The sequence below is a fragment of the Pseudomonas sp. FH4 genome, assembly GCF_000510915.2.
GTDB classification, from domain to species: Bacteria; Pseudomonadota; Gammaproteobacteria; order Pseudomonadales; family Pseudomonadaceae; genus Aquipseudomonas; species Aquipseudomonas brenneri.
The window spans coordinates 146,459-171,291 of sequence record NZ_AOHN01000007.1 but is presented as its reverse complement, the minus strand read 5'-3'; the positions used below and the strand labels follow the sequence as shown (position 1 = coordinate 171,291).

25 protein-coding genes are annotated in these 24,833 nt (G+C 60.0%); 17 read left to right on the top strand and 8 right to left on the bottom strand.

All coding sequences use genetic code 11. The features are described 5' to 3' along the window. The first annotated feature begins 131 nt into the window (after positions 1-131). The 7 genes from H097_RS05660 (at position 132) to ispD (ending at position 7,929) form a co-directional block, all read left to right on the top strand. A complete protein-coding gene (locus H097_RS05660) occupies positions 132-1,079 on the top strand; it encodes an acetyl-CoA carboxylase carboxyltransferase subunit alpha (RefSeq protein WP_032858155.1) in 948 nt (315 codons plus the stop codon). Between the two features lie 174 nt (positions 1,080-1,253). Beyond that, entirely contained in the window at positions 1,254-2,573 is a 1,320-nt protein-coding gene (gene tilS / locus H097_RS05655; protein WP_032858153.1) for a tRNA lysidine(34) synthetase TilS, read from the top strand. 273 nt (positions 2,574-2,846) lie between these two features. Further along, entirely contained in the window at positions 2,847-4,478 is a 1,632-nt protein-coding gene (locus tag H097_RS05650; protein ID WP_029297256.1) for a CTP synthase, read from the top strand. A 5-nt stretch (positions 4,479-4,483) separates the two neighbouring features. Further along, entirely contained in the window at positions 4,484-5,329 is an 846-nt protein-coding gene (kdsA, locus tag H097_RS05645) for a 3-deoxy-8-phosphooctulonate synthase (RefSeq protein WP_010212442.1), read from the top strand. 156 nt (positions 5,330-5,485) lie between these two features. Next, positions 5,486-6,775 carry a phosphopyruvate hydratase gene (gene eno / locus H097_RS05640; protein WP_032858151.1) on the top strand — a complete coding sequence of 430 codons (1,290 nt, stop codon included), beginning with the start codon at positions 5,486-5,488 and terminating at the stop codon, positions 6,773-6,775. A 171-nt stretch (positions 6,776-6,946) separates the two neighbouring features. Further along, positions 6,947-7,225, top strand: a complete 279-nt coding sequence (gene ftsB / locus H097_RS05635) for a cell division protein FtsB (protein ID WP_029297251.1) — start codon at positions 6,947-6,949, stop codon at positions 7,223-7,225. Beyond that, positions 7,222-7,929 carry a 2-C-methyl-D-erythritol 4-phosphate cytidylyltransferase gene (gene ispD, locus H097_RS05630; protein ID WP_032858149.1) on the top strand — a complete coding sequence of 236 codons (708 nt, stop codon included), beginning with the start codon at positions 7,222-7,224 and terminating at the stop codon, positions 7,927-7,929. Before ftsB ends, ispD begins: the two co-directional genes overlap by 4 nt. A 118-nt stretch (positions 7,930-8,047) precedes the next feature. Here ispD and H097_RS05625 read toward each other — a convergent pair whose 3' ends face one another. Further along, positions 8,048-8,944 (bottom strand): LysR substrate-binding domain-containing protein, encoded by an 897-nt coding sequence (locus tag H097_RS05625; protein ID WP_032858147.1) that lies wholly within the window; start codon positions 8,942-8,944, stop codon positions 8,048-8,050. A gap of 109 nt (positions 8,945-9,053) precedes the next feature. Between H097_RS05625 and H097_RS05620 the strand changes: the two genes are divergently transcribed. From H097_RS05620 to rpoS, 8 genes are all read left to right on the top strand, one after another. Further along, the gene (locus tag H097_RS05620; protein WP_032858146.1) at positions 9,054-10,166 is read left to right on the top strand and encodes an S-(hydroxymethyl)glutathione dehydrogenase/class III alcohol dehydrogenase; all 1,113 of its coding nucleotides are present in this window, start codon (positions 9,054-9,056) and stop codon (positions 10,164-10,166) included. 84 nt (positions 10,167-10,250) lie between these two features. Beyond that, complete coding sequence (fghA, locus tag H097_RS05615) at positions 10,251-11,102, top strand: S-formylglutathione hydrolase (protein ID WP_191982818.1); 852 nt, start codon at positions 10,251-10,253, stop codon at positions 11,100-11,102. A 54-nt stretch (positions 11,103-11,156) separates the two neighbouring features. Further along, positions 11,157-11,630, top strand: a complete 474-nt coding sequence (gene ispF, locus H097_RS05610; protein WP_012722614.1) for a 2-C-methyl-D-erythritol 2,4-cyclodiphosphate synthase — start codon at positions 11,157-11,159, stop codon at positions 11,628-11,630. After that, the gene (gene truD, locus H097_RS05605) at positions 11,627-12,685 is read left to right on the top strand and encodes a tRNA pseudouridine(13) synthase TruD (protein WP_032858141.1); all 1,059 of its coding nucleotides are present in this window, start codon (positions 11,627-11,629) and stop codon (positions 12,683-12,685) included. Before ispF ends, truD begins: the two co-directional genes overlap by 4 nt. Next, complete coding sequence (gene surE, locus H097_RS05600) at positions 12,673-13,422, top strand: 5'/3'-nucleotidase SurE (protein ID WP_029297237.1); 750 nt, start codon at positions 12,673-12,675, stop codon at positions 13,420-13,422. The genes truD and surE overlap by 13 nt, the downstream gene beginning before the upstream one ends. A 41-nt stretch (positions 13,423-13,463) precedes the next feature. After that, entirely contained in the window at positions 13,464-14,099 is a 636-nt protein-coding gene (locus H097_RS05595; RefSeq protein WP_169865481.1) for a protein-L-isoaspartate(D-aspartate) O-methyltransferase, read from the top strand. Positions 14,100-14,310: 211 nt separating this feature from the next. Continuing rightward, positions 14,311-15,144 carry a peptidoglycan DD-metalloendopeptidase family protein gene (locus H097_RS05590; RefSeq protein WP_032858339.1) on the top strand — a complete coding sequence of 278 codons (834 nt, stop codon included), beginning with the start codon at positions 14,311-14,313 and terminating at the stop codon, positions 15,142-15,144. A 105-nt stretch (positions 15,145-15,249) separates the two neighbouring features. Further along, positions 15,250-16,254, top strand: a complete 1,005-nt coding sequence (gene rpoS, locus H097_RS05585; protein WP_032858137.1) for an RNA polymerase sigma factor RpoS — start codon at positions 15,250-15,252, stop codon at positions 16,252-16,254. A gap of 194 nt (positions 16,255-16,448) precedes the next feature. Here the strand turns inward: rpoS and H097_RS05580 are convergent, their stop codons facing one another. Beyond that, complete coding sequence (locus tag H097_RS05580; protein ID WP_002554837.1) at positions 16,449-16,658, bottom strand: cold-shock protein; 210 nt, start codon at positions 16,656-16,658, stop codon at positions 16,449-16,451. Between the two features lie 390 nt (positions 16,659-17,048). Between H097_RS05580 and dcd the strand changes: the two genes are divergently transcribed. Beyond that, positions 17,049-17,615, top strand: coding sequence for a dCTP deaminase (gene dcd, locus H097_RS05575; protein WP_003219273.1), 567 nt, complete (start codon positions 17,049-17,051; stop codon positions 17,613-17,615). 107 nt (positions 17,616-17,722) lie between these two features. Beyond that, positions 17,723-17,920 (top strand): hypothetical protein, encoded by a 198-nt coding sequence (locus H097_RS05570; RefSeq protein WP_032858134.1) that lies wholly within the window; start codon positions 17,723-17,725, stop codon positions 17,918-17,920. Between the two features lie 3 nt (positions 17,921-17,923). Here the strand turns inward: H097_RS05570 and H097_RS05565 are convergent, their stop codons facing one another. From H097_RS05565 to H097_RS05540, 6 genes are all read right to left on the bottom strand, one after another. Next, positions 17,924-18,685 carry an ATP-binding cassette domain-containing protein gene (locus H097_RS05565; protein ID WP_032858133.1) on the bottom strand — a complete coding sequence of 254 codons (762 nt, stop codon included), beginning with the start codon at positions 18,683-18,685 and terminating at the stop codon, positions 17,924-17,926. A 13-nt stretch (positions 18,686-18,698) separates the two neighbouring features. Further along, a complete protein-coding gene (locus tag H097_RS05560; RefSeq protein ID WP_032858131.1) occupies positions 18,699-19,817 on the bottom strand; it encodes a succinylglutamate desuccinylase/aspartoacylase family protein in 1,119 nt (372 codons plus the stop codon). Positions 19,818-19,826: 9 nt separating this feature from the next. Further along, positions 19,827-20,537 (bottom strand): ABC transporter permease, encoded by a 711-nt coding sequence (locus H097_RS05555; protein ID WP_032858129.1) that lies wholly within the window; start codon positions 20,535-20,537, stop codon positions 19,827-19,829. Beyond that, entirely contained in the window at positions 20,534-21,262 is a 729-nt protein-coding gene (locus H097_RS05550) for an ABC transporter permease (RefSeq protein ID WP_032858127.1), read from the bottom strand. Before H097_RS05550 ends, H097_RS05555 begins: the two co-directional genes overlap by 4 nt. 60 nt (positions 21,263-21,322) lie before the next feature. Next, a complete protein-coding gene (locus H097_RS05545) occupies positions 21,323-22,105 on the bottom strand; it encodes a transporter substrate-binding domain-containing protein (RefSeq protein WP_032858125.1) in 783 nt (260 codons plus the stop codon). A gap of 243 nt (positions 22,106-22,348) precedes the next feature. Continuing rightward, positions 22,349-24,790 carry a penicillin acylase family protein gene (locus H097_RS05540; protein WP_032858124.1) on the bottom strand — a complete coding sequence of 814 codons (2,442 nt, stop codon included), beginning with the start codon at positions 24,788-24,790 and terminating at the stop codon, positions 22,349-22,351. Between the last annotated feature and the right edge of the window lie 43 nt (positions 24,791-24,833).

Below are 24,833 nucleotides of genomic sequence, written 5' to 3'. Positions count from 1 at the left end.
GCCATTGTTTTGCCCCTGACCTCGACTCAACATTTAATCTCGACCTTGACGCGCCTCTCCCTTAAGGTAGGGCGCGAATAGACCACCGGCAGGCCTGGCACTCCCTGGCCGTCGACCCAAGACGGACGCTTATGAACCCGAATTTTCTTGATTTCGAACAGCCGATCGCTGACCTGCAAGCCAAGATCGAAGAGCTGCGCCTGGTCGGCAATGACAATTCGCTGAATATCGGCGATGAAATCTTGCGCCTGCAAGACAAGAGCAAGACGCTGACCGAAGACATCTTTGGCAAGCTGACCAGCTGGCAGATCGCGCGCCTGGCCCGCCACCCGCGCCGTCCGTACACCCTGGACTACATCGATCACATCTTCACCGAGTTCGACGAGTTGCATGGCGACCGTCACTTCTCCGATGACGCGGCGATTGTCGGCGGTATTGCCCGCCTGGACGACCAGCCCGTGATGGTGATCGGTCACCAGAAAGGCCGTGAAGTGCGCGAGAAAGTGCGTCGCAACTTCGGTATGCCGCGTCCGGAAGGCTACCGCAAGGCCTGCCGCCTGATGGAAATGGCCGAACGCTTCAAAATGCCGATCCTGACCTTTATCGACACCCCGGGCGCCTACCCTGGCATCGACGCCGAAGAGCGTAACCAGAGCGAAGCGATTGCCTGGAACCTGCGGGTGATGGCGCGCCTGAAAACCCCGATCATCGCGACTGTGATCGGTGAAGGCGGTTCCGGCGGTGCGCTGGCCATCGGCGTCTGCGACCAGTTGAACATGTTGCAATACTCCACCTACGCGGTGATCTCGCCGGAAGGCTGTGCCTCGATCCTGTGGAAAACTGCAGAAAAGGCCCCGGATGCTGCCGAAGCCATGGGGATCACCGCTGATCGCCTCAAAGGCCTGGGCATTGTCGACAAAGTGATTGCCGAGCCACTGGGCGGCGCTCACCGCGACCCGGCCGCTGTTTCTGCAACCATTCGCGCCGAACTCTGCGAACAGCTGGCTATGCTCAAGAAGTTCGACAACGAAGCGCTGCTGGCTCGTCGCTACGAGCGCTTGATGAGCTACGGCCTGTAAGATACCGCATAGCCATATGGATTCGGGCTTGTGTGGGAGCGGGCTTGCTCGCGATAGCAGTGTGTCAGTGCCAGATTAACTGACGGATACACCCCTATCGCGAGCAAGCCCGCTCCCACATTTGCTTTGTGTATGCTTGGCTACCGTATTTCAGTTTTGCGGCGGTAACGTGCGATGAAACCAGCTCTACCCGCCAAACTCCTGCAATCCCTCGCCCCCTGGCGCAACGCCCCGGCCTGGCATATCGCCTACTCCGGTGGACTCGACTCCACTGTCCTGCTGCACCTGCTCGTCGACCTGGCAAAAACCCAACCCCTGCCGCCACTGCGGGCTATCCATGTTCATCATGGCCTTCAGGCTGCGGCTGACGCGTGGCCAGCCCATTGCCAGGCGGTCTGTGATGCCGCAGGGGTGGCGCTGCGCGTCATGCATGTGCAAGTGCTGCCTGGTGCAAGTCTTGAGCGTGCGGCTCGTGATGCGCGCTACCAGGCGTTCGCCGAGGCGATCAGCCCAGGGGAGTTGCTACTCACAGGCCAGCACCGTGATGATCAGGCTGAAACCCTGTTGTTCCGTCTGCTGCGAGGCGCTGGGGTGCGCGGTCTGGCCGGCATGCCGGCGCAGCGTCCCTTGGGCGCGGGGGGGCTGGCGCGGCCGTTGCTGGACGTATCGCGAACCGAGTTGGAAGCCTACGCCCGCGACCATCAACTGACCTGGATCGAAGACCCATCCAACAGCGATCCACGCTTCTCGCGCAATTACCTGCGCCATCAACTGTTCCCGCTGCTCACCGCACGCTGGCCTCAGGCTGTGAATGCCCTGGCGCGTACCGCCGGGCATTTGGCAGAGGCCCAGGGGCTGCTCGATGAGTTGGCGCAACTGGATGTACAGGCCGCCAACCAGCCGTCGGGGCTTTCGTGGCTGGCGCTGCCATCGTTGAGCATTGCACCGTTGCGCACTCTTTCCGACGCCCGGCAGCGCAACGCCTTGCGGTACTGGCTGGCGCCTTTGACACGCTTGCCCGATAGCGAGCACTGGGTTGGCTGGAGTGCCTTACGTGATGCCAAGGCGGATGCACAACCCATCTGGCGTTTGGCCGACGGCCAATTGCACCGTTGCAACGATCGCATTTGGTGGTTGCCTACCCAGTGGTCAGAGTTTTCCGACAGTCCATTGAGCTGGTCGCGCCCGCAAAACCCACTACAGTTACCCGGCAACGGCCAACTGCATTTCAGCGGATGTGCCCCTGATGGGCCTTTGAGCATTGGCTACCGCCTGGGCGGTGAAATCATGGAAGTGCCAGGCCGTGGCCGGCGTGACCTCAAGCGTTTGCTCAACGAAAGTGCGGTGCCGGGCTTTGTCCGTGGCAGATTGCCGCTGCTGTACCAGGGCTCCCGTTTGCTGGCTGTGGCCAACCTGGCCAGGGCCTCGACAGGGCAGGGGGATGACTGGCAATTACATTGGACGCCACCAACCTGCGATCAAGGTTTGAGCTGATAGCGCCTTTCCGGTAGACTACGCTCCCTTCTTGATACAACTTCTGTGGATTCTCCTGAAACACAGTCGTTGCCGATTACCAAGCAGTCTTTGCTGGGCGATTCCAAAAAATGTGTAGCGATCAACGTACCGGTGTTCCATTGCTGGTCTGTCACAACGCGGCGGTTTTTTTGAAAGGTGCACTGTGATTAATGCAGGTGATCGGGGGCTTCGGCCTTCCTTCGCTTTCCCCGGCGGCTCCGACCGCTTTAACGCAGACTTCTAGGGTTTTTCATGACGCGCTACATATTCGTCACGGGCGGTGTTGTTTCTTCATTGGGGAAAGGCATTGCCTCCGCTTCGTTGGCGGCCATCCTGGAGGCGCGGGGACTTAAGGTCACCATGCTCAAGCTGGACCCGTACATCAACGTCGACCCGGGCACCATGAGCCCGTTCCAGCACGGTGAAGTGTTCGTCACCCACGACGGCGCCGAGACCGACCTGGACCTGGGCCACTACGAGCGGTTCATCCGCACGACCATGACCCAGAACAACAACTTCACCACTGGCCGTGTCTACGAGCACGTGCTGCGCAAAGAGCGCCGTGGTGACTACCTGGGTGCAACCATCCAGGTGATCCCGCACATCACCGACGAAATCAAGCGCCGCATCATCAAGGGTGCAGGCGATGCCGACGTGGCGATGGTCGAGATCGGTGGCACCGTGGGTGACATCGAATCGCAACCGTTCCTCGAAGCCATCCGCCAGTTGCGTTTCGAAGTCGGCGCCAAGCGCGCGATGCTGATGCACCTGACGCTGGTGCCGTACATCGCCACTGCCGGCGAAACCAAAACCAAGCCAACCCAGCACTCGGTCAAGGAACTGCGTTCCATCGGCCTGCAACCGGACGTGTTGGTGTGCCGCTCCGATCACCCGATCGACATTTCCTCGCGTCGCAAGATCGCCCAGTTCACCAACGTTGAAGAGCGTGCGGTGATTGCCCTGGAAGACGCCGACACCATCTACAAGATCCCGGGCATCCTGCATTCCCAAGGCCTGGATGATTTTGTGGTCGAGCGTTTCGGCTTGCAGTGCAATGGCGCGGACCTGTCCGAGTGGGAAGCGGTGGTTGACGCCAAGCTCAACCCTGAGCACGAAGTGACCATCGCCATGGTCGGCAAGTACATGGAACTGCTGGACGCGTACAAGTCGCTGATCGAAGCGATGAGCCACGCCGGCATCAGCAACCGGACCAAGGTCAACCTGCGCTACATCGATTCCGAAGATATCGAGAACCAGGGCACCGCGCTGCTCGAAGGTGTTGACGCGATCCTCGTTCCAGGCGGTTTCGGCCTGCGTGGCGTGGAAGGCAAGATCACCGCCGTGCAGTACGCTCGTGAGAACAAAGTGCCGTACCTGGGTATCTGCCTGGGCATGCAAGTGGCCGTTATCGAGTTCGCCCGTAACGTGCTGGGCTGGAAAGACGCCAACTCCACCGAGTTCGATCACACCAGCGGCCATCCGGTCGTGGGCCTGATCACCGAGTGGGAAGATGCCACCGGCGCTGTTGAAACCCGTACCGAAACCTCCGACCTGGGCGGCACCATGCGCCTTGGCGCACAGGATTGCCTGCTGGAGTCCGGTTCGCTGGTGCACGACTGCTACGGCAAGGACGTGATTGTCGAGCGTCACCGTCACCGTTATGAGGTGAACAACAACCTGCTGCCGCAGATCAAGGAAGCTGGCCTGAAAATCTCCGGTCGCTCCGGTGATGGCAAGTTGGTTGAAGTGGTCGAGGCACCGGATCATCCATGGTTCGTCGCGTGCCAGTTCCACCCTGAGTTCACCTCGACTCCACGCGACGGTCACCCGTTGTTCAGCGGCTTCGTCAAGGCTGCACTGACGCAACATCAGAAGAAGGCGTAAACCTGATGGCCCAGAAGATCATTCGCGTAGGCGACATCGAGATTGCCAACGACAAGCCCATGGTGCTGTTTGGCGGCATGAACGTGCTGGAAAGCCGCGACATGGCGATGCAGGTCTGTGAAGAGTACGTCAAGGTTACCGAGAAACTGGGTATCCCTTATGTATTCAAGGCCAGCTTCGACAAGGCCAACCGTTCGTCCGTGACCTCCTATCGCGGCCCGGGCCTTGAAGAAGGCATGCGGATCTTCCAGGACATCAAGCAAGCCTTTGGCGTGCCGATCATCACCGACGTCCACGAGCCTGAGCAGGCTGCGGTGGTCGCCGAGGTGTGTGACATCATCCAGTTGCCGGCCTTCCTGTCGCGCCAGACCGACCTGGTTGTCGCGATGGCCAAGACCGGCGCTGTGATCAATATCAAGAAAGCCCAGTTCCTTGCACCCCAGGAAATGAAACACATCCTGAACAAGTGCGTGGAAGCGGGTAACGACCAGTTGATCCTCTGCGAGCGTGGTTCGAGCTTTGGCTACAACAACCTCGTGGTGGACATGCTCGGTTTCGGCATCATGAAACAGTTCGAGTACCCGGTATTCTTCGACGTGACCCACGCGCTGCAAATGCCGGGTGGTCGCGCAGATTCTGCTGGTGGGCGACGTGCCCAGGTGCTGGACCTGGCCAAGGCGGGCATCAGCCAGTCCCTGGCCGGCCTGTTCCTGGAAGCCCATCCCGATCCGGACAACGCCAAGTGCGACGGCCCATGCGCCCTGCGCCTGGACAAGCTGGAGCCATTCCTGGCCCAGCTCAAGCAGTTGGACGAACTGGTCAAGAGTTTTCCGACGGTAGAAACCGCGTAACCCGCGTTTCTCCGGTAAACTTTCCGCGCTTTATGCTCAGGCCCTAGGGCCTGAGCCTTGTCGTCTGCAAGCCTGCCCCGTTGTTCCACCCTTGCGGTCGGTCAAAAGATTTCCTTCAGCTGCGTCGTTTTCGTCAACTTTGGAGTGTTTACAACAATGGCAAAAATCGTCGACATCAAAGGTCGTGAAGTTCTCGACTCCCGTGGCAACCCCACCGTCGAAGCCGACGTGCTTCTCGATAACGGTATCATCGGCAGCGCCTGCGCGCCGTCCGGTGCTTCCACCGGTTCGCGCGAAGCGCTGGAACTGCGTGATGGCGACAAGAGCCGTTACCTGGGCAAGGGTGTCCTCAAGGCGGTAGCCAACATCAACGGTCCGATCCGCGACCTGTTGCTGGGCAAGGACCCGCTGGACCAGAAAGCCCTGGACCACGCGATGATCAAGCTCGACGGCACTGAAAACAAAGGCAGCCTCGGCGCCAATGCGATCCTTGCTGTGTCCCTGGCGGCTGCCAAGGCGGCTGCGCAGGATCAGGACCTGCCGTTGTACGCGCACATTGCCAACCTGAACGGTACTCCGGGTGTCTACTCGATGCCGGTGCCGATGATGAACATCATCAACGGTGGCGAGCATGCGGATAACAACGTTGATATCCAGGAATTCATGGTACAGCCGGTTGGCGCCAAGACCTTCTCCGAAGGCCTGCGCATGGGCACCGAGATTTTCCATCACTTGAAAGCTGTGCTGAAGGCCCGTGGCCTGAGCACTGCCGTAGGCGATGAGGGTGGTTTCGCACCGAACCTGGCGTCCAACGAAGATGCACTGAAAGTGATCTCCGAAGCCGTGGCCAACGCTGGCTACAAGCTGGGCACCGACGTGACCCTGGCCCTGGACTGCGCGGCCAGCGAGTTCTACGAAGATGGCAAGTACAACCTGTCCGGCGAAGGCCAGGTGTTCACCGCCGAAGGTTTTGCTGACTACCTCAAAGGCTTGAGCGAACGTTACCCGATCATCTCCATTGAAGATGGCCTGGACGAGTCCGACTGGGACGGCTGGAAGATCCTCACCGACAAGATCGGCGAAAAAGTCCAACTGGTAGGCGACGACCTGTTTGTGACCAACACCAAGATCCTGAAAGAAGGCATCGACAAGAAGATTGCCAACTCGATCCTGATCAAGTTCAACCAGATCGGCACCCTGACCGAAACCCTGGAAGCCATCCAGATGGCCAAGGCTGCCGGCTACACGGCTGTGATCTCGCACCGCTCCGGCGAAACCGAAGATTCGACCATTGCCGACCTGGCTGTGGGCACCTCGGCGGGCCAGATCAAAACCGGTTCGCTGTGCCGTTCCGACCGCGTTTCCAAGTACAACCAACTGCTGCGTATCGAAGAGCAATTGGGCGGTAAAGCCAAATACAACGGTCGCGGTGAGTTTCGCGGCTGAGTAGTTGATGGTAAAAAGACAACAGATTGTGTCGGAAAACTCACTGTAGAGTGAATTTGCGCACTAATCTGATGCCTATCAAGCACAAGCCTGGTTCTTCCAGGCTTCGTGCTATCAGTTGTTTCAAAAGTTTTGCATGGCTGTCTTTTTTCACTGGATACCCGATATTCGATGCGCAGTCCCAATTGGTTGTTCCTCGTCTTGCTCTTGCTGCTGGCTGGCCTGCAGTACCGCCTTTGGGTGGGCAATGGCAGCCTGGCGCAGGTAACCGACCTGACCCAGCAAATTGCCGCACAGCACGCCGAGAACGAGGTGTTGCTGGAGCGCAACCGTGTGCTCGATGCCGAAGTGCTTGAGTTGAAAAAAGGCATGGAGACCGTTGAAGAACGGGCTCGTCATGAGTTGGGCATGGTCAAGGAGGGCGAAACCCTCTACCAGTTGGCCCAATGAGTTTCTGTTTGCCGGCCTTCTGGGCCGTGATTCCTGCCGCGGGCGTCGGTGCCCGTATGGCTGCTGACCGTCCCAAGCAATATCTGCAACTGGGCGGGCGCACTATTCTCGAACACAGCCTTGGCTGTTTTCTCGACCATCCGAGCCTCAAGGGTTTGGTAGTCAGTCTGGCTGTCGATGATCCTTACTGGCCAAGCCTGGCATGCGCTGGCGACCCGCGTATCCAGCGCGCAGACGGTGGTTCGCAGCGTTCAGGCTCGGTACTCAATGCGTTGCTGCAACTCAATGCCCTGGGCGCCAGCGATGACGACTGGGTGCTGGTGCATGATGCTGCACGGCCGAACCTGAGCCGCGAGGACCTCGACAAGTTGCTGGCGGAGCTGGCGGACGATCCAGTCGGTGGTTTGCTGGCCGTACCGGCCCGCGACACTCTCAAGCGTGTCGACAAGCACGGGCGGGTCGTGGAAACCATTGACCGCAGCCTGATCTGGCAAGCCTATACGCCGCAGATGTTTCGCCTTGGGGCCTTGCACCGTGCCTTGGCCGATAGCCTCGTGGCCGATGCGGTCATCACCGACGAAGCCTCGGCCATGGAATGGTCCGGCCAGGCGCCACGCCTGATTGAAGGGCGAGCGGACAATATCAAGGTGACCCGGCCGGAAGACTTGGAGTGGCTCAGGTTGCGGTGGGCGAATCGTCGCTAGTCAGTTACACCGAGTTGACTCTATCGCAGGCACTTGACCGCATCCCACCAAGTATATGCGGTCCAAAGTGTGGGAGCTGGCTTGCCTGCGATGAGGCCGGGCCTGACACCCCAGCAGATCACCCGCCATACTCCGCTCGCCCAGCCAACCCTTCCTTCAGGTAATCCACCAACTTGCGCACCTTCGGCGACAAATGCCGCTGCTGCGGATATAGCGCCCACACTGCGGTATTCGGCGGTTGATGGGCCTCAAGCAGCGAAACCAGCGCCCCGTTGTGCAAGTGCTCCAGCACGTAATAATCCGGCAACTGGCACAACCCGACCCCCTGCAACGCCGCATCCAACACCGCCTGCCCACTGTTGCAGCGCCAGTTTCCCTGCACCCTTTGGGAAAACTCGCGCCCATCCTGGGCCAACTGCCAAATATCCGAGCTGCCGATCAGGCAGTTATGCCGGCTCAGCTCCGACAAGCTATGTGGGCGTCCATACCGCTCCAGGTAGGACGGCGACGCGCACAGGTACATGCGCCGGGGTGCCAGGCGGCTGGCGACCATCCGCGAATCCTGCAGGCGGCCCAGGCGAATCGCCAGGTCCAGGCCTTCATGCACCAGGTCGAGCGGGCGATTGCTCAGTTCGATGTCCACCCGCAATTGCGGATACAGCCCCATGAAGCGGGTGACCAGCGGCACGATGAAGCGTTCGCCATAAGCCACGGCGCAGGTCATGCGCAACATGCCTTTGGGTTCGCTGGTCAGGTCGCCCACGGCGCGTAGGGCTTCTTCGCGCCCGTCTTGCAGGCGCTGGCAATGCTGTAGGAAGGTCTGCCCGGCCTCGGTCAGCGTCACGCGCCGGGTACTGCGATAGAGCAAGCGGGTTTGCAGGCGTTCTTCCAGGCGTGCCACCTGGCGGCTGATATGGGATGAGGACACGCCAAGGCGCTCGGCAGCGGCGGTGAATTGGCTGCATTCGGCCACGGCGACGAATTCATCGATGCCTTCCCAGCGGTTCTCCAGCATGTTGATTATCCCTGTGTAGCAATAATGTTTTGCTTTTGCCTGGATTATTAATCAGTGGGCCATGTTTTACACTGCCCGTCTCACTTTTCAAGCCCCTGGAGAAACCCGGATGATCAAGTCACGCGCCGCTGTCGCCTTTGAAGCCAAGAAACCGCTGGAGATCGTGGAAGTGGATGTCGCCATGCCCAAGGCTGGCGAAGTCCTGCTGCGGGTGGTCGCTTCCGGGGTTTGCCATACCGATGCCTACACCCTGTCGGGCGCGGATCCGGAAGGCATCTTCCCGTCGATCCTCGGCCACGAAGGCGGCGCAGTGGTCGAAGCGATTGGCGAGGGTGTGACCTCGGTAGCGGTGGGTGACCACGTGATCCCGCTCTACACCCCGGAATGCGGCAAGTGCAAATTCTGCCTGTCGGGCAAGACCAACCTGTGCCAGGCCATCCGTGCGACCCAGGGCAAAGGCCTGATGCCGGACGGCACTACGCGTTTTTCCTACAAGGGGCAGCCGATTTTCCACTACATGGGGACTTCGACCTTTTCCGAGTACACCGTGCTGCCGGAAATCTCCGTGGCCAAGATTCCTAAAGAAGCGCCGCTGGAAAAGGTCTGCCTGCTGGGCTGTGGTGTCACCACCGGGATCGGTGCAGTGATCAACACCGCCAAGGTCAAGCCGGGCGATACCGTGGCTATCTTCGGCCTGGGCGGGATTGGCTTGTCGGCTGTGATCGGTGCGGTGAAAGCCAAGGCCGGTCGTATCATCGCCATCGATATCAACCCGGCCAAGTTCGAGATCGCCAGGCAACTGGGCGCCACCGACTGCATCAACCCGAAAGACTACGATCGTCCGATCCAGGATGTGATTGTCGATTTGACCGACGGCGGCGTGGACTTTTCCTTCGAGTGCATCGGCAATGTACAGCTGATGCGCGCAGCGCTTGAGTGCTGCCACAAAGGCTGGGGCGAGTCGGTGATCATCGGTGTCGCCGGTGCCGGCCAGGAAATTGCCACCCGTCCGTTCCAACTGGTGACCGGCCGCGTCTGGCGCGGTTCGGCATTCGGTGGCGTGCGTGGCCGCAGCGAGTTGCCAAGCTACGTGGCGATGGCTCAGACCGGCGAAATCCCGTTGGATACCTTCATCACCCACACCATGGGCCTGGAAGATATCAATAAGGCGTTCGACCTGATGCATGAAGGCAAGAGCATTCGTACCGTCATTCATTTTTGAAGCAGCGGTAAGCGGAAAGCTATAAGCGGCAAGGTGGAGTGCATCTTACTTGTCGCTTGAAGCTGGCTGCTTGTAGCTGGGAGCATTCCCATGACCCTGGAAAATATTTCCTGCCAGAAAAGTTTTGGTGGCTGGCATAAACGCTATAAACACCGCTCCCATATGCTGGACTGCGACATGACCTTCGCCGTCTACCTGCCGCCCCAGGCGGAGCAGGGCGGCAAGTTGCCGGTGTTGTACTGGCTGTCGGGGCTGACCTGCACCGATGAGAACTTCATGCAGAAGGCCGGCGCGCAACGCATGGCTGCCGAACTGGGGTTGATCATCGTCGCGCCGGATACCAGCCCCCGTGGGCCGGGTGTGCCGGGTGACCCGGACAATGCCTGGGATTTTGGCCTGGGTGCCGGGTTCTACCTGAATGCCACGCAGGAACCTTGGAGCAAGCATTATCGGATGCATGATTATGTAGTGCAGGAGTTGCCGGCATTGGTTGAGGCGCATTTCCCGGCTTCTGACAAACGCGGCATCAGTGGTCATTCCATGGGCGGCCACGGCGCACTGGTGTGTGCCTTGCGTAACCCGGGGCGTTATCAGTCGGTGTCGGCATTTTCGCCGATCAATAACCCGATGGATTGCCCTTGGGGCCAAAAAGCCTTTTCTCGCTACCTGGGCGAAGAGCGCTCCAAGTGGCGCGAATGGGACGCCTGTGTGTTGATCAGCGAAGCCTCGGAAAAACTGCCATTGCTGGTGGATCAGGGCGATCGCGACGACTTCCTGGCCAACCAGCTCAAGCCCGAGGCCTTGCAGCAAGCTGCCAAGACTGCCGGCCACCCGCTGGAGTTACGCCTGCAACCGGGCTATGACCACAGCTACTTCTTTATCGCCAGCTTCATCGAGGACCACTTGCGTCATCATGGACGTGCTTTGCTCGGTTAATGTCTGGCAAAAGTAGGTAGAATCACGCCCTGAATTAAATCGGGGCGTTTTTTTATGCGTATTGGCCACGGCTATGATGTGCACCGTTTCGCCGAAGGCGACTTCATCACCCTGGGCGGCGTGCGTATTGCACACCACCATGGGTTGCTGGCTCATTCCGACGGCGACGTTGTGCTGCATGCCTTGAGCGATGCCTTGCTCGGCGCGGCGGCGTTGGGGGATATCGGCAAACACTTTCCGGACACTGACCCCACTTTCAAGGGCGCAGACAGCCGCGTGCTGCTGCGCCATGTGGTCGGCCTGATCCATGCCAAGGGCTGGAAGGTCGGCAATGTCGATAACACCATTGTTGCCCAGGCGCCGAAAATGGCCCCGCATATCGAATCGATGCGCGCACTGATTGCCGCTGACCTGCAAATAGAACTGGATCAAGTCAACGTGAAAGCCACCACTACCGAAAAACTCGGGTTTACCGGTCGTGAAGAGGGCATCGCGGTGCACTCCGTCGCTTTGTTGCTGCGCGCATGAACGAGGCGCAACTGTTGGGCCCGCGGGCCTATGGCGAGGCACTGGGCAGTGCGGTGCTCAAGGCAACGGCCGAAGACTTCCAGGTGGATGAAGTGCTGGATATCCCGCTGACCGGCGAGGGTGAACACCTGTGGTTATGGGTGGAAAAGCGCGGCCTGAACACCGAAGAGGCTGCGCGACGCATTGCCAAGGCTGCCGGCGTGCCTTTGCGCACGGTGAGCTATGCCGGCCTCAAGGATCGCCAGGCACTGACGCGCCAGTGGTTCAGCGTGCAGCTGCCGGGCAAGGCCGATCCAGACCTCAGTGGCGCGGAAAACGACACCCTGAAGATCCTCAAGATCGCCCGCCACAAGCGCAAGTTGCAGCGCGGTGCGCATTCGGCCAATGGTTTTACCCTACGCCTGACCCAACTGGCGGGCGACCAGGCCGCGATCGATGCGCGCCTGCAATTGATCGCCAAGCACGGTATCCCCAACTATTTCGGCTCCCAGCGCTTTGGCCACAACGGCGGCAACGTCGTCGATGCCCGCGACTGGGCGGCCCGCAAGGCGTTGCCGGAGCAGCGCAATGTGCGTTCGCGCCTGCTGTCGACGGCGCGCAGTTTTGTGTTCAATAAAGTGCTGGCGGCGCGGGTTGCCGATGGTTCGTGGCAGCGGGCCCAGGTCGGTGACCTGCTGGCATTCACCGACAGTCGCAGTTTCTTCCCGGCCGGGGAGGCGGAGTGCAGCGATCCACGCCTGGCGATCCTCGACCTGCATCCCACCGGCCCGCAATGGGGGGAAGGCGATTCGCCCGCCACTGGCGCCACTCATGAACTGGAGCAAGCCATCGCTGCGAGCGAAGCAGACCTGTGCGATTGGCTGGCCAAAGCCGGCATGAGCCAGGAACGTCGCATTCTGCGGCTGCCCATTGGCGGGTTGACGTGGCATTATCCCTCGCTGGACATTCTGCAATTGGAATTCGTCCTGCCGGCCGGATGCTTCGCCACTGTCTTGGTGCGCGAGCTTGTTGATCTGGTGCCGGTGGGGCAGACGGACAGCCCATGCGTATTCTGATATCTAACGACGACGGGGTCACCGCACCCGGCCTTGCCGCGCTTCATGCTGCGCTGGCGGATTACGCCGAGTGCGTGGTGGTTGCCCCGGACCAGGACAAAAGCGGCGCCAGCAGTTCGCTGACGCTCGACCGTCCTTTGCACCCGCAGACGCTGGCCAACGGCTTTATCAGCGTTAATGGCACGCCGACCGATTGCGTGCACCTGGCGATCAACAGCTTGCTGGCCGATGAGCCGGACCTGGTGGTTTCCGGGATCAACCTGGGCGCCAACCTGGGCGATGACGTGTTGTACTCCGGCACTGTGGCGGCGGCCCTTGAAGGGCGCTTCCTGGGACGCACGGCATTCGCCTTTTCGCTGGCGTCGCGGCAGGTGGATAACCTGGCGACCGCGGCGTATTTCGCGCGCAAGCTGGTCGAGGCCCACGGCACTCTGGTGTTGCCGCCGCGTACGGTGCTCAACGTCAATATCCCCAATCTGCCCCTGGACCATATTCGCGGCATCCAGTTGACCCGCCTGGGCCATCGCGCGCGCGCGGCGGCACCGTTGAAGGTGGTCGATCCGCGTGGCAGGGAGGGCTACTGGATTGCCGCAGCGGGCGACGCCGAGGATGGCGGGCCGGGCACGGACTTTCATGCGGTGATGCAAGGTTATGTTTCGATTACTCCGTTACAGCTTGATCGCACCTTCAATGATGCCTTCGGTGGTCTCGATCCCTGGCTGGAGGGGCTGCGCTGATGGCTCGTGAACAGGACGACCTGTTGCGCCGGGGCATCGGCATGACCTCTCAACGCACCCGTGAACGCTTGATCCAGCGGCTCTACGAAGAGGGCCTGTCCAACGCCCAGGTGTTGGAAGTCATCCGTCGAACCCCGCGCCATCTGTTTGTCGATGAGGCCCTGGCCCATCGCGCCTACGAAGACACCGCGTTGCCCATTGGCCATAACCAGACCATCTCCCAGCCCTATATGGTGGCGCGGATGAGCGAGCTGTTGTTGGCCGCGGGGCCATTGGACAAAGTGCTGGAGATTGGTACGGGCTCCGGCTACCAGACCGCTGTGCTGTCGCAATTGGTTGAGCGGGTGTTTTCCGTCGAGCGGATCAAGGTTCTGCAGGATCGGGCCAAGGAGCGCCTGGTGGAGCTGAACCTGCGCAACGTGGTCTTTCGCTGGGGCGACGGCTGGGAAGGCTGGCCGGCATTGGCGCCTTACAACGGTATTATCGTGACGGCCGTGGCCACCGATGTGCCCCAGGCGCTCCTCGACCAATTGGCTCCGGGCGGGCGCCTGGTGATTCCGGTGGGGTCGGGCGAAGTGCAACAGTTGATGTTGATCGTGCGTGAAGAAGAAGGCTTTTCCCGGCATGTTCTGGGGGCGGTGCGTTTCGTTCCGTTACTCAATGGCCCATTGGCCTGATCATTTATGACGGCATACTGAATTCTATCCTTGGGTATGTGTCTTACAGCGGGGTTCATTGAGTCAACATCAAGTTGGGTAGTTATTAAACGAGATGAATTTTTCGTTTCTACCTTGTTGCCGGTTAAAGTCCGGCAGCCAGTTATACTTGCAGCATATTTCAAGCCTGATACAGGCGTTCATGTTTCAGCCACCACAAAGGGAGCGGCGGGTGAGTCTCACAGTCATTGCGCAGCGTATGAGTAAAACGAGCTTTCAGCGACTGGTGATTGGCCTTGTCTTGAGTTCCTTGTTGGCCGCCTGCTCCAGCACGGGCAGCGGGGCGCGGGTCGTCGACCGCAATAATGCGGCACCGCAACGGCCTACAGTGACCACCGGGCAATACGTGGTGCGCAAGGGCGATACGATGTTCTCGATCGCCTTCCGGTATGGCTGGGACTACAAGGCGCTCGCCGCGCGTAACAATATTCCTGTGCCTTATACGATACATCCTGGGCAGACCATTCGCTTCGATGGCCGCACCGGTTCAACGCCTACGGCAGTTGTGACAAAATCCGGTTCCTCGCCTTCCTCTTCCAGCAAAACCACGGTCTTTACGCGCCCCGCCGGCACTGCGGCGCCGGCCGCTGCGAGCAAGCCGGCACCCGCGCCGTTGCCACCTGCAGGGCCTGCACCGAAGGGGTGGGGATGGCCCTCAAATGGCATCCTTATTGGGAAATTCTCCTCAAACGGTAGTTTGAATAAAGGCATTGATATCGCCGGGGATTTGGGACAGCCTGTTTTAGCTGCGTCTGATGGGACGGTTGTATACGCCGGGAGTGGTTTACGGGGCTACGGCGAATTAGTCATCATCAAACACAGCGATACCTACGTCAGTGCCTACGGTCATAACCGCAGGTTGTTGGTTCGGGAGGGGCAGCAGGTCAAAGTCGGACAGACAATTGCCGAAATGGGGTCAACTGGTACAGACCGGGTGAAACTGCACTTTGAGATTCGCCGCCAAGGGAAACCTGTAGATCCGCTGCAATTCCTACCCCGTCGTTGATGTGTTGCCAGCCTGTTCCCTCACGTAGAAGGAACAGGCTCCAGCGTTGCCAAGGATAAAGGCGTCGCTTGAGCTTGAGGTCGAACTCACCAAAGGACTATAACAATGGCTCTCAGTAAAGAAGCGCCGGAGTTTGACATCGACGATGAGGTTCTCCTTATGGAGACCGGCATCGGGACGGAATCGATGTCGAATGAGGGACCCGCTGTACCTTCAGTTCGCACCAAGTCCAAAAACTCCACAGCGTTAAAACAGCATAAGTATATTGACTACACCCGGGCGCTTGATGCGACCCAGTTGTACCTCAATGAAATCGGCTTTTCCCCCTTGCTCACTCCCGAAGAAGAAGTCTTTTTTGCGCGCTTGTCGCAGAAGGGCGATCCGGCTGGGCGCAAGCGCATGATTGAAAGCAACTTGCGACTGGTGGTGAAAATCGCCCGACGCTACGTCAATCGTGGGCTTTCCCTGTTGGACCTGATCGAAGAGGGCAATCTCGGCTTGATCCGGGCAGTCGAGAAGTTCGACCCTGAGCGGGGTTTCCGCTTCTCGACCTACGCGACATGGTGGATTCGCCAGACCATCGAGCGGGCAATCATGAATCAGACCCGGACCATCCGGTTGCCGATTCATGTCGTCAAGGAGCTTAACGTCTACCTGCGGGCAGCGCGTGAGCTTACCCAGAAACTTGATCATGAACCTTCGCCTGAAGAGATCGCCAACCTGCTGGAAAAACCAGTGGGCGAGGTCAAGCGCATGCTGGGTCTCAATGAGCGTGTGTCTTCGGTCGATGTCTCGCTGGGTCCGGATTCGGATAAAACCCTGCTGGACACCCTGACGGATGATCGTCCAACAGATCCTTGTGAGCTGTTGCAGGACGATGATCTGTCGCAAAGTATCGACCAGTGGCTTTCAGAGCTGACGGACAAGCAGCGTGAGGTGGTGATTCGCCGCTTCGGGCTGCGCGGCCATGAAAGCAGCACCCTGGAAGATGTTGGCCTGGAGATCGGCCTGACCCGTGAGCGGGTGCGGCAGATCCAGGTGGAGGGTCTCAAGCGCTTGCGGGAGATCCTGGAGAAGAATGGTCTGTCGAGCGAGTCGTTGTTTCAATAGCGACGCTTGACCCAATGTGGGAGCGGGCTTGCTCGCGAACGCGGAGTATCAGTCGACAGATGTACTGACTGATCCACCGCATTCGCGAGCAAGTCCGCTCCCACATTTTTTATGCTCGACCATAACGGTCGAATGACAGGCATAAAAAAACCCCGCTTTTAAGGGCGGGGTTCTTTCGACTAAGTCAGTACAAGTTAGATAACTTGAACTTCTTCAGCTTGCATGCCTTTCTGACCGCGGGTAGCGATGAAAGAAACCTGTTGGCCTTCTTTCAGGCTTTTGAAGCCGTCGGATTGGATAGCTTTGAAGTGAACGAACAGGTCGTCACCGGATTGTGGAGTGATGAAGCCGAAGCCTTTTTCATCGTTGAACCACTTAACGGTACCAGTTTGGCGATTAGACATGGTGTATCTCCTTGGACAAAGTTAACTGCGACTCAGGAAAAGCCCTGGCCGAGACTGAGTGCAAAGAGCAGGAAAAATTCTTGGAGATGGTTGGATCGAAATTCAACATCGTGTAGAGATTCTCAGTGACACAAGCAGCACAGTGGCGCCACCTTAACCCTTTTTCCGGAACGTGCCAATGGTATTTCCGAAGGTTTCTCTATTTTCGTGACTGGCGGTGCCCTTTACAGGCCCGCGTGCCATCAATTCAGGGTCAGGGCCCGGTCTACACGGCTGACAGTGACCGGGCGCAACTTAATCAAGAAAAACCCCCGCGTCCTTTGAACCGCGAGGCCAGCCCCGGTAAGATGCCCAACAGAATTTTCCACCTCGCTATTCAGGACACCCGCCATGAGCATCAAATCGGACAAGTGGATTCGCCGCATGGCGCAAGAGCACGGCATGATCGAACCCTTCGTCGAGCGCCAGATGCGCGGTGAAGGCGCCGAACGCCTGATCTCGTTCGGGGTTTCCAGCTACGGCTACGATGTGCGTTGCGCCGATGAGTTCAAGGTCTTCACCAACATCAACTCGGCCACCGTCGATCCGAAAAACTTCGACGAGAAGAGCTTCGTCGATGTGAAGAGCGACGTGTGCATCATCCCGCCAAACTCCTTTGCCCTGGCGCGCACTGTCGAGTTCTTCCGTATTCCGCGCAACGTCCTGACCATCTGCCTGGGCAAGAGCACCTACGCGCGCTGCGGCATCATCGTCAACGTGACGCCGCTTGAGCCGGAATGGGAAGGCCACGTGACCCTGGAGTTCTCCAACACCACCACCTTGCCCGCCAAGATCTACGCCAATGAAGGTGTGGCGCAGATGCTGTTCTTCGAATCCGATGAAGAGTGCGAAGTGTCCTATAAGGACCGTGGCGGCAAGTACCAGGGCCAGCGCGGCGTCACTCTGCCACGCACCTGATAGAAACGTCTTACAGATCAAGGGAATTTGTCAGCGGGCAGGCACTCTATTGGGTGTACTGCCTCGGCGCGTGCACAGCGCGCCGAGCCACGCTTGAGGAGTACCCTATGAAGATCGACCCGCGAATCAGCGCCGAACTTGCCCGGCTGGAACCCAATCAGATTGGTGTTCTGGCCTGGTCCCTGATGGCCGACCCCGCCGCCGGCGGCATTCCAGGCCAGCCAGACCCCGACACCCCGGAACAACCCTCCGAACCTGGCGTTCCGACCCTGCCGGACGAGCCACCTCCCGCACCTGTGGCCTGACGCCTACACGTGTCCCGTCAGAAACTGTTGCAGCCGCTCGCTTTTCGGGTTGCCCAGCACGTCTTCCGGTGCGCCATGCTCCTCCACCAGGCCTTGGTGCAAAAACAGCACCTGGCTCGATACCTTGCGTGCAAAGCTCATCTCGTGGGTCACCATGATCATGGTCCGCCCCTCTTCAGCCAAGCCCTGGATCACCTTCAGCACTTCGCCGACCAATTCCGGGTCCAGGGCTGAGGTCGGCTCGTCGAACAGCATCACTTCCGGCTCCATTGCCAGGGCGCGGGCGATAGCCACCCGCTGCTGCTGGCCACCCGAGAGGAACGCCGGATACTGGTCGGCCACCCGTGCGGCCAACCCCACCTTGTCCAGATAGCGCCGGGCACGCGCCTCGGCGTCCTTTTTGCTGCACCCCAAGACCCGGCGCGGGGCCATGGTGATGTTTTCCAGCACGCTCATATGGCTCCACAGGTTGAAGTGCTGGAACACCATCGCCAGACGGGTGCGCAGGCGCTGCAGCTCATCTTCGTCGGCCACGCGCATGCCGTTGCGGTCGCTGACCATGCGGATTGGCTGGCCGTCGAGGCTCATGGCACCGTCATTGGGTTGTTCAAGGAAGTTGATGCAACGCAAGAAGGTGCTTTTCCCCGAGCCGCTGGCGCCGATCAGGCTGATCACATCACCGCTTTTGGCCTTGAGCGAAACACCTTTGAGCACTTCATGGTCGCCATAGCTTTTATGCAGGCCTTCAACGGTCAGTTTGTACATGGGGCGTGCATCCTCAAGGCGATAGTAAATAGCCGCTGCGATAGGGCGTAAGCCCGGCGATATGGGCAATGACCATGCCGGCCGTGGCCATGCGCCGCAACGATCGGGCATACATCAGGCCGGCGTGGCGGTTGTGAATGGGGGTGACGCGGTCGTGAATAGGGTCGATGACCTCGGCGACCAACTGCCCGGCGTCCAGGTATTCCCCTGGCAATGCGTGGAACACCAGCAGGCCACCCTCCGGGGTGGCTACCGGCTCGACGGCGGCCAGTGGCGTGGCGGGGTAGGGCAGGTCGGGCAGCGGGGCAGGCTCGCCGCTGATGGCGCCGAACTGGATCAGGTAGTCGATGATCGCCTGGCAGTCGAGGCTGGCCAGGCCGTGATTGACATCGCCCTGGCCGCGTAACTCCAGGGTCACGGAAAAGCTGCCGAGGGGAATCTCGAAGCGTTCGCCAAAACGTTGCTGCAACTGCCACCAGAGCAGGGTGAAACACTCATCGAAGGATTGCCCGCCGGAGTCGGTGGCCAACAGGCTGGCTTCGGCGCCGATGTAGCGGGCCAACGGCTCGACCTGGGGCCAGGCCTCGGGTGTGGTGTACAGATGGGCGACGGCTTCGAAGTCGCAATGCAGGTCCAGCACCATATCGGCATCACAGGCCAGGCGTTGCAGCACCAGGCGCTGGGATTGCAGTTGCGTGACCGGTGCATGGCGGTCGAGAGCCTGGCGCAGGCTGTCGCGGATCAATGCGACGTTAAGCCTGGGATCATCCCCCAGCAGGCCTTCGACCTGGTTGCCGACCTCTTCGCTGAGGTCGATAAACAGGCGATTGAAGTTCTGCCCGCTCTCCAGTTCGTAGCGGCCCAGGGGAATATCCATCAGCACCTGCTCCAGGCCCACCGGGTTGGCCACGGGCACCAGCACGATTTCGCTGCGCAGGCGCCCGGCGGCCGCCAGTTCTGCCAGGCGGGCCTTCAAGTGCCAGGCCACCAGCATGCCCGGCAGTTCATCGGCGTGCAGCGAGGATTGGATGTAGATTTTGCCTTCGGCCTGCTCGGGCCCGAAATGGAAGCTGTGGATCTGCCGTGCCGTGCCCGGCACGGGCGCCAGGAGGGGATAAATCTGTTGCCGCATAGGGGCTCCTTAATGGCTCGGCCCGAGAAAGGCCAGCCAGCGACGCTCCGCCAGACGAAACAGACCGACCAGGGCAAAGGTCACGGTCAGGTAGATCAGCGCAGCGATACCGAACGATTGGAAGGTCAGGAAGGTAGCCGAGTTGGCATCCCGGGCCACTTTGAGAATGTCCGGGATCGTCGCGGTAAAGGCTACCGTCGTCGAGTGCAGCATCAGGATCACTTCATTACTGTAGTACGGCAATGAGCGGCGCAGGGCCGAGGGCATGATCACGTAGGCGTACAGTTTCCAGCCGCTCAGGCCATAGGCTTTGGCCGCCTCGACTTCGCCGTGGGCCATGCTGCGGATGGCGCCGGCGAATATTTCGGTGGTGTAGGCGCAGGTGTTGAGGGCGAATGCGAGCAGGGTGCAGTTCATTGCGTCGCGAAAGAACGCATCCAGCACCGGTTGCGCGCGAATGGCGGCAAGGCTGTAGATGCCGGTGTAGCAAATCAGCAACTGGATATAGAGCGGTGTGCCGCGAAACAGATAGGTGTAGAACTGCACCGGCCAGCGCACCCAGCGGCTGGGCGAGACGCGGGCGATGGACAACGGGATCGACACCACGAAGCCGATGCAGAGCGAGGCCGTGAGTAGCCACAGCGTCATGGCAAGGCCGGTGATGTGGCTACCGTCGCTGTAGAGGAAGGGGCGCCAGTATTCCTGCAGCAGTTCGATCATCGCACCGCCTCCCGTACGCCTGCGGAGTAACGGCTTTCCAGCCAGCGCAGGACGAGGTTGGAGACGCTGGTGATGACCAGGTAGATCAAGGCCGCGACCACCAGGAAAAAGAACAGTTGGTAAGTGCTCTTGCCGGCGTCCTGTGCGGCCTTGACCACGTCGGCCAGGCCGATGATTGATACCAGCGCCGTGGCCTTGAGCATCACCATCCAGTTATTGCCGATGCCCGGCAGGGCGAAGCGCATCATTTGCGGGAAGGTCACGTAGCGAAAACGCTGCCCGCGCTTGAGGCCATAGGCGGTGGCGGCTTCCAACTGGCCACGGGGTACGGCGAGGATCGCACCACGAAAGGTCTCGGTGAAATAGGCGCCGTAGATAAAGCCCAGGGTAATCACCCCGGCGCCGAACGGGTTGATCTCGATGTACTCCCATTCCATGTAGTCGGTGAACCCGGTCAGCCAGGTTTGCAGGCTGTAGAAAATCAGCAGCATCAGCACCAGGTCCGGCACCCCGCGAATCAAGGTGGTGTAGAGCTGTGCGGGAATGCGCAATAACGCCAGGCTGGACAGCTTGGCGCTGGCACCGATCAGCCCCAGCACGACGCTGACGGCCAGGGACAGCACCGATAACTTGAGGGTCATCCAGGTACCTTGCAGCAACAGCGGGCCAAACCCTTTCAGGCTGAACGCGCCAAGCCCGAGGGTCTGCAACAGGTCTTCAAACATAGGGTATGCCTTTGGCCATCGGTCGTGCGCCCGCCCCTTGCCGGAGCGGGCACCGCAGCATTACTTGCCGCTGAACAGGTTCAGATCGCCAAAGTGCTTTTTCTGGAGGGTGGCGTAGGTGCCGTCATCGTGTAACGCTTTGATACCTTTATCCAGAAGGGCTTTCAGCTCTTTGTTACCTTTTGCGATGCCCACGGCGGTCTTGGAGGGCAGCAGTTCGCTGTCCACCGGCTTGCTGACTTCGTAGTCCGCGCCTTGTGGCGATTTCAAAAAGCCCAGTTCGGCTTGCAGCATGTCCTGGATCGATGCATCGAGGCGGCCCGACGTCAGGTCGGCATAGACCTGGTCCTGGTTCTGATAGGCCTGGGTTTTCACCCCGGCCTTATCCAGCACGGCCTTGGCGTAGGCTTCCTGGATGGTGCCTTGCTCATACCCCACCGTCTTGCCTTTGAGGGATGCGGTGTCTTCGCTCAGGCCCGAACCTTTTTTGAAGACATAGGAGGTGGGCCCGGAAAACAGCTCATTGGAAAAATCGATGACTTTTTCGCGGGCCGGGGTCACGGTCATGGAGGAAATCACACCGTCGAATTTCTTGGCTTTCAGGCCCGGGATCATGCCGTCGAAGTCGCTTTCCACCCACTTGCACTTGACCTTCAGCTCCGCACAAATGGCATTGCCCAGGTCGATGTCGAAGCCCACCAGGCTGCCGTCGGCGGCCTTGGATTCAAACGGCGCGTAGGAAGGATCCACACCAAAACGCAATTCTTTGTATTCCTTGGCCAAGGCGGTACCGGCGGCCATGCACAGCGCGAGTGCAGAAAGGGTCAGCAATGCTTTTTTCATTAAGTAATCCCTGGAAACCAAGATAAGCGCTTGTGGCGCGATTAGGACTGTTACTGAACGGTGTCAGACGTATCCCAGGTAGCAATTTCTGCACCATAGTTCTGAACAGTCTTTTAAATTGGCAGGATTACGCGAAGGGCAACGTGGTAAGCGCCCGATATCGGGCGCTACAGATCTTCAGCACCATTGCAGTGCGGGCGGGTCACGAACTGTAGGAGCTGGCTCGTCAGCTCCTACATGGGGTTATTTCCCAGGGACCAGAGTCAATCGAGTCTTGCCGTACACCTTGTCAAAGTTCTGCGGCTGCATCGGGAAGCTCAAGTATTGCGCCTTGAGCCACGGATCGATGCCATTGGCATAGTTCGGGCTGGCGGGGTTGCCGGATTGGCCGATACCGCCCTGGCCCATCATCGGTTCCACCTGGCCGAAATCCACAATCATGCGCAGGGCCTGGACCTGAGTGGTGGCGAAGTCCTGCCCCCAGTTGTAGGGCGATGCATTCAAGGTGGTGTGATCGCCACCTGCCGCCACCGGACCACGCAGGGTCTGGCCGCTGGTGTTCTTCCAGGTGTAGCTGTGCAATTTGCCCCATTGCCAGGCCTTGTGATCTGCGCCCAGCAGGCTGTCGCCGGCGGTGATCGCAGCGGCCAGGCTGCGGGCGAGGATCACCGGTTTGTCTTCTTTTTGCGCAGTGCGCAGGTCGTCCCAGAATGGGCTGTCTTCGCGCCCCAACAGATGATCGGCCTGGGCGGCGTAGGACAGGTTGGCGTTGCTGACAAAGGCTTTCCAGGTGGCACTGGTTTGCGGGCCCAGTTCATCGAGGAAAATCTGCTTGGCGCTTTCCTGCAGGAACAGTTGGTAGATCGCAGCATCGCTCGACGTGGCGGCCAGGCGCCCGTCGAACGCCATCAGGCGGCCCAGGGCCTCCTGCGCCTTGGCCCGATCGGCAGCAGGCAGGGCATCGATCGCCTGTTTCAGTGGCTGGGCCATACCCGGCGCCTGGAACATGCTTTTGAGCTTGGCAGCGAACAGCGTGGTCTGGTCGTACTGCATGGCGATTACGCTACGGCTGTCGTGCTTGCCGTTACCGGCCAGTTGCCCCAGGCGTTCGCTGCGCTCTGGCGCGGCCCAGGAGTTGGACAGTTGCATGCCATAGCCGTGGGGCACGGTGCGCTGGTTGGCCGTGCCGACCCAACCTTGTGGCGGGTCCTGGTCATAGGGGTGCAGCATCGCGTCGGCGTAGCCATCCCAGTCAAAGCGCCCGTCCCAGCCTGGCGACGGCAGCAGGCCTTCGCCTTCGCGGCGGTTGGGGAAGCGCCCGGTGACCTGCCAGCCGATATTGCTGGCGTCGGCAAACACCATGTTCAGGGGGATCGCACGAATTTCGCGGCTGGCGTCCGAGGCTTTTTCCACGTTCTGCGCCCGGGACAGGTCGAAAAACGCATCCAGGCTCTTGTCATCCTTGAAGTCGGCGGTTTGCAGGGCCAGGCCATAACCGCTGGTCAGCGACTGGGCGCTGTTGAGCAGCGGCCCGTGGCGGGTTTCGTACACCGCCTCGCGGATCGGTCGCTGGCCCTTGGCGAAGAAGGTTTCGTTACGCACGATGGTCGGCAGCCATTTGCCATTGTGTTCGTAGTACAGCGCGCTGCCCTGGCGTTTGACCTTCTCCAGGAACAGGTCCTGGGTATCGCCGGACACCTGGCTCATGCTCCAGGCCACCTTGCCGTTGAAACCCGACAGCAGGGTAGGAATCCCGGCAATCGACACCCCGGCCGCCTGGTATTTCGGCGCGCGGATTTGTACGAAAGTCCACAGGGACGGCGCCTGCATTGGCGTCGACAGGTCGTTCGCCAGCAGGCTGCGGCCACTGCGGCTGCGTTGCGGGGCGATGGCCCAGTTGCTGGAGGTGGAAACCCCGAGGGTGTTGAGGCTGCCGAGGCGCTCGTTGATGCTGGTGAGCGTGGCGAGACCGGGAATCTGGCCGAGGTTGACGCCCTTGAGCTTGTCGGACTCCGCCGCAGGCAGCGGCTCGTCCGGGTAGCTTGGGGTCAGCCAGGCGAGTTTGTCGGCGCCGATTTTTTGCGCCAGTACCAGGGCGGACAGTTCTTCCTGCAGGTTGGCCGACTCACTGAAGTTGAGCAGGCAGAACAGCAGCGCCGAATCCTCCGGCTTCCAGTATTCGGGCTTGTAGCCGGTCTGGGCAAGGTCTGCCGGCAGCTTGTCGCGGTAGCGGAACAGGTAGGCGTTGACCCCGCGTGCATACACTTCGAAGAAGCGCTTGAGGCGCGGCGACGAGGCGTTGTACAGCTCGCTGGCGCTTTTCTTCAGGTTGACGGCACGCATGAAACGGTCGACATCCAGCACATCCGGCCCGGACATTTCCGCCAGACGGCCCTGGGCCAGCAGGCGCAGGGTGACCATCTGGTTGATCCGGTCGCTGGCGTGCACATAACCGAGGGTGAACAGCGCATCGTGGAACGTGCTGCTTTCAATCAGCGGCATGCCCTGGCTGTTGCGTCGTACGGAAACATTTTGCGCCAGGCCCTTGAGCGGCTGTACGCCGGAGACGGGAGGCAGGGTGTCCTGGCTGTTCAGTGACTGGCAACCGGCCAGGCCCAAGGCACTGGCCACTGCCGCGGCAACGCCGAACCGGGGAAGAAAACGTGAGAGGGCTGGCGAGGCCATGGCAAAGCTCCTGCGGGGGGTAACGTCAGTAAAGGCGCTACGT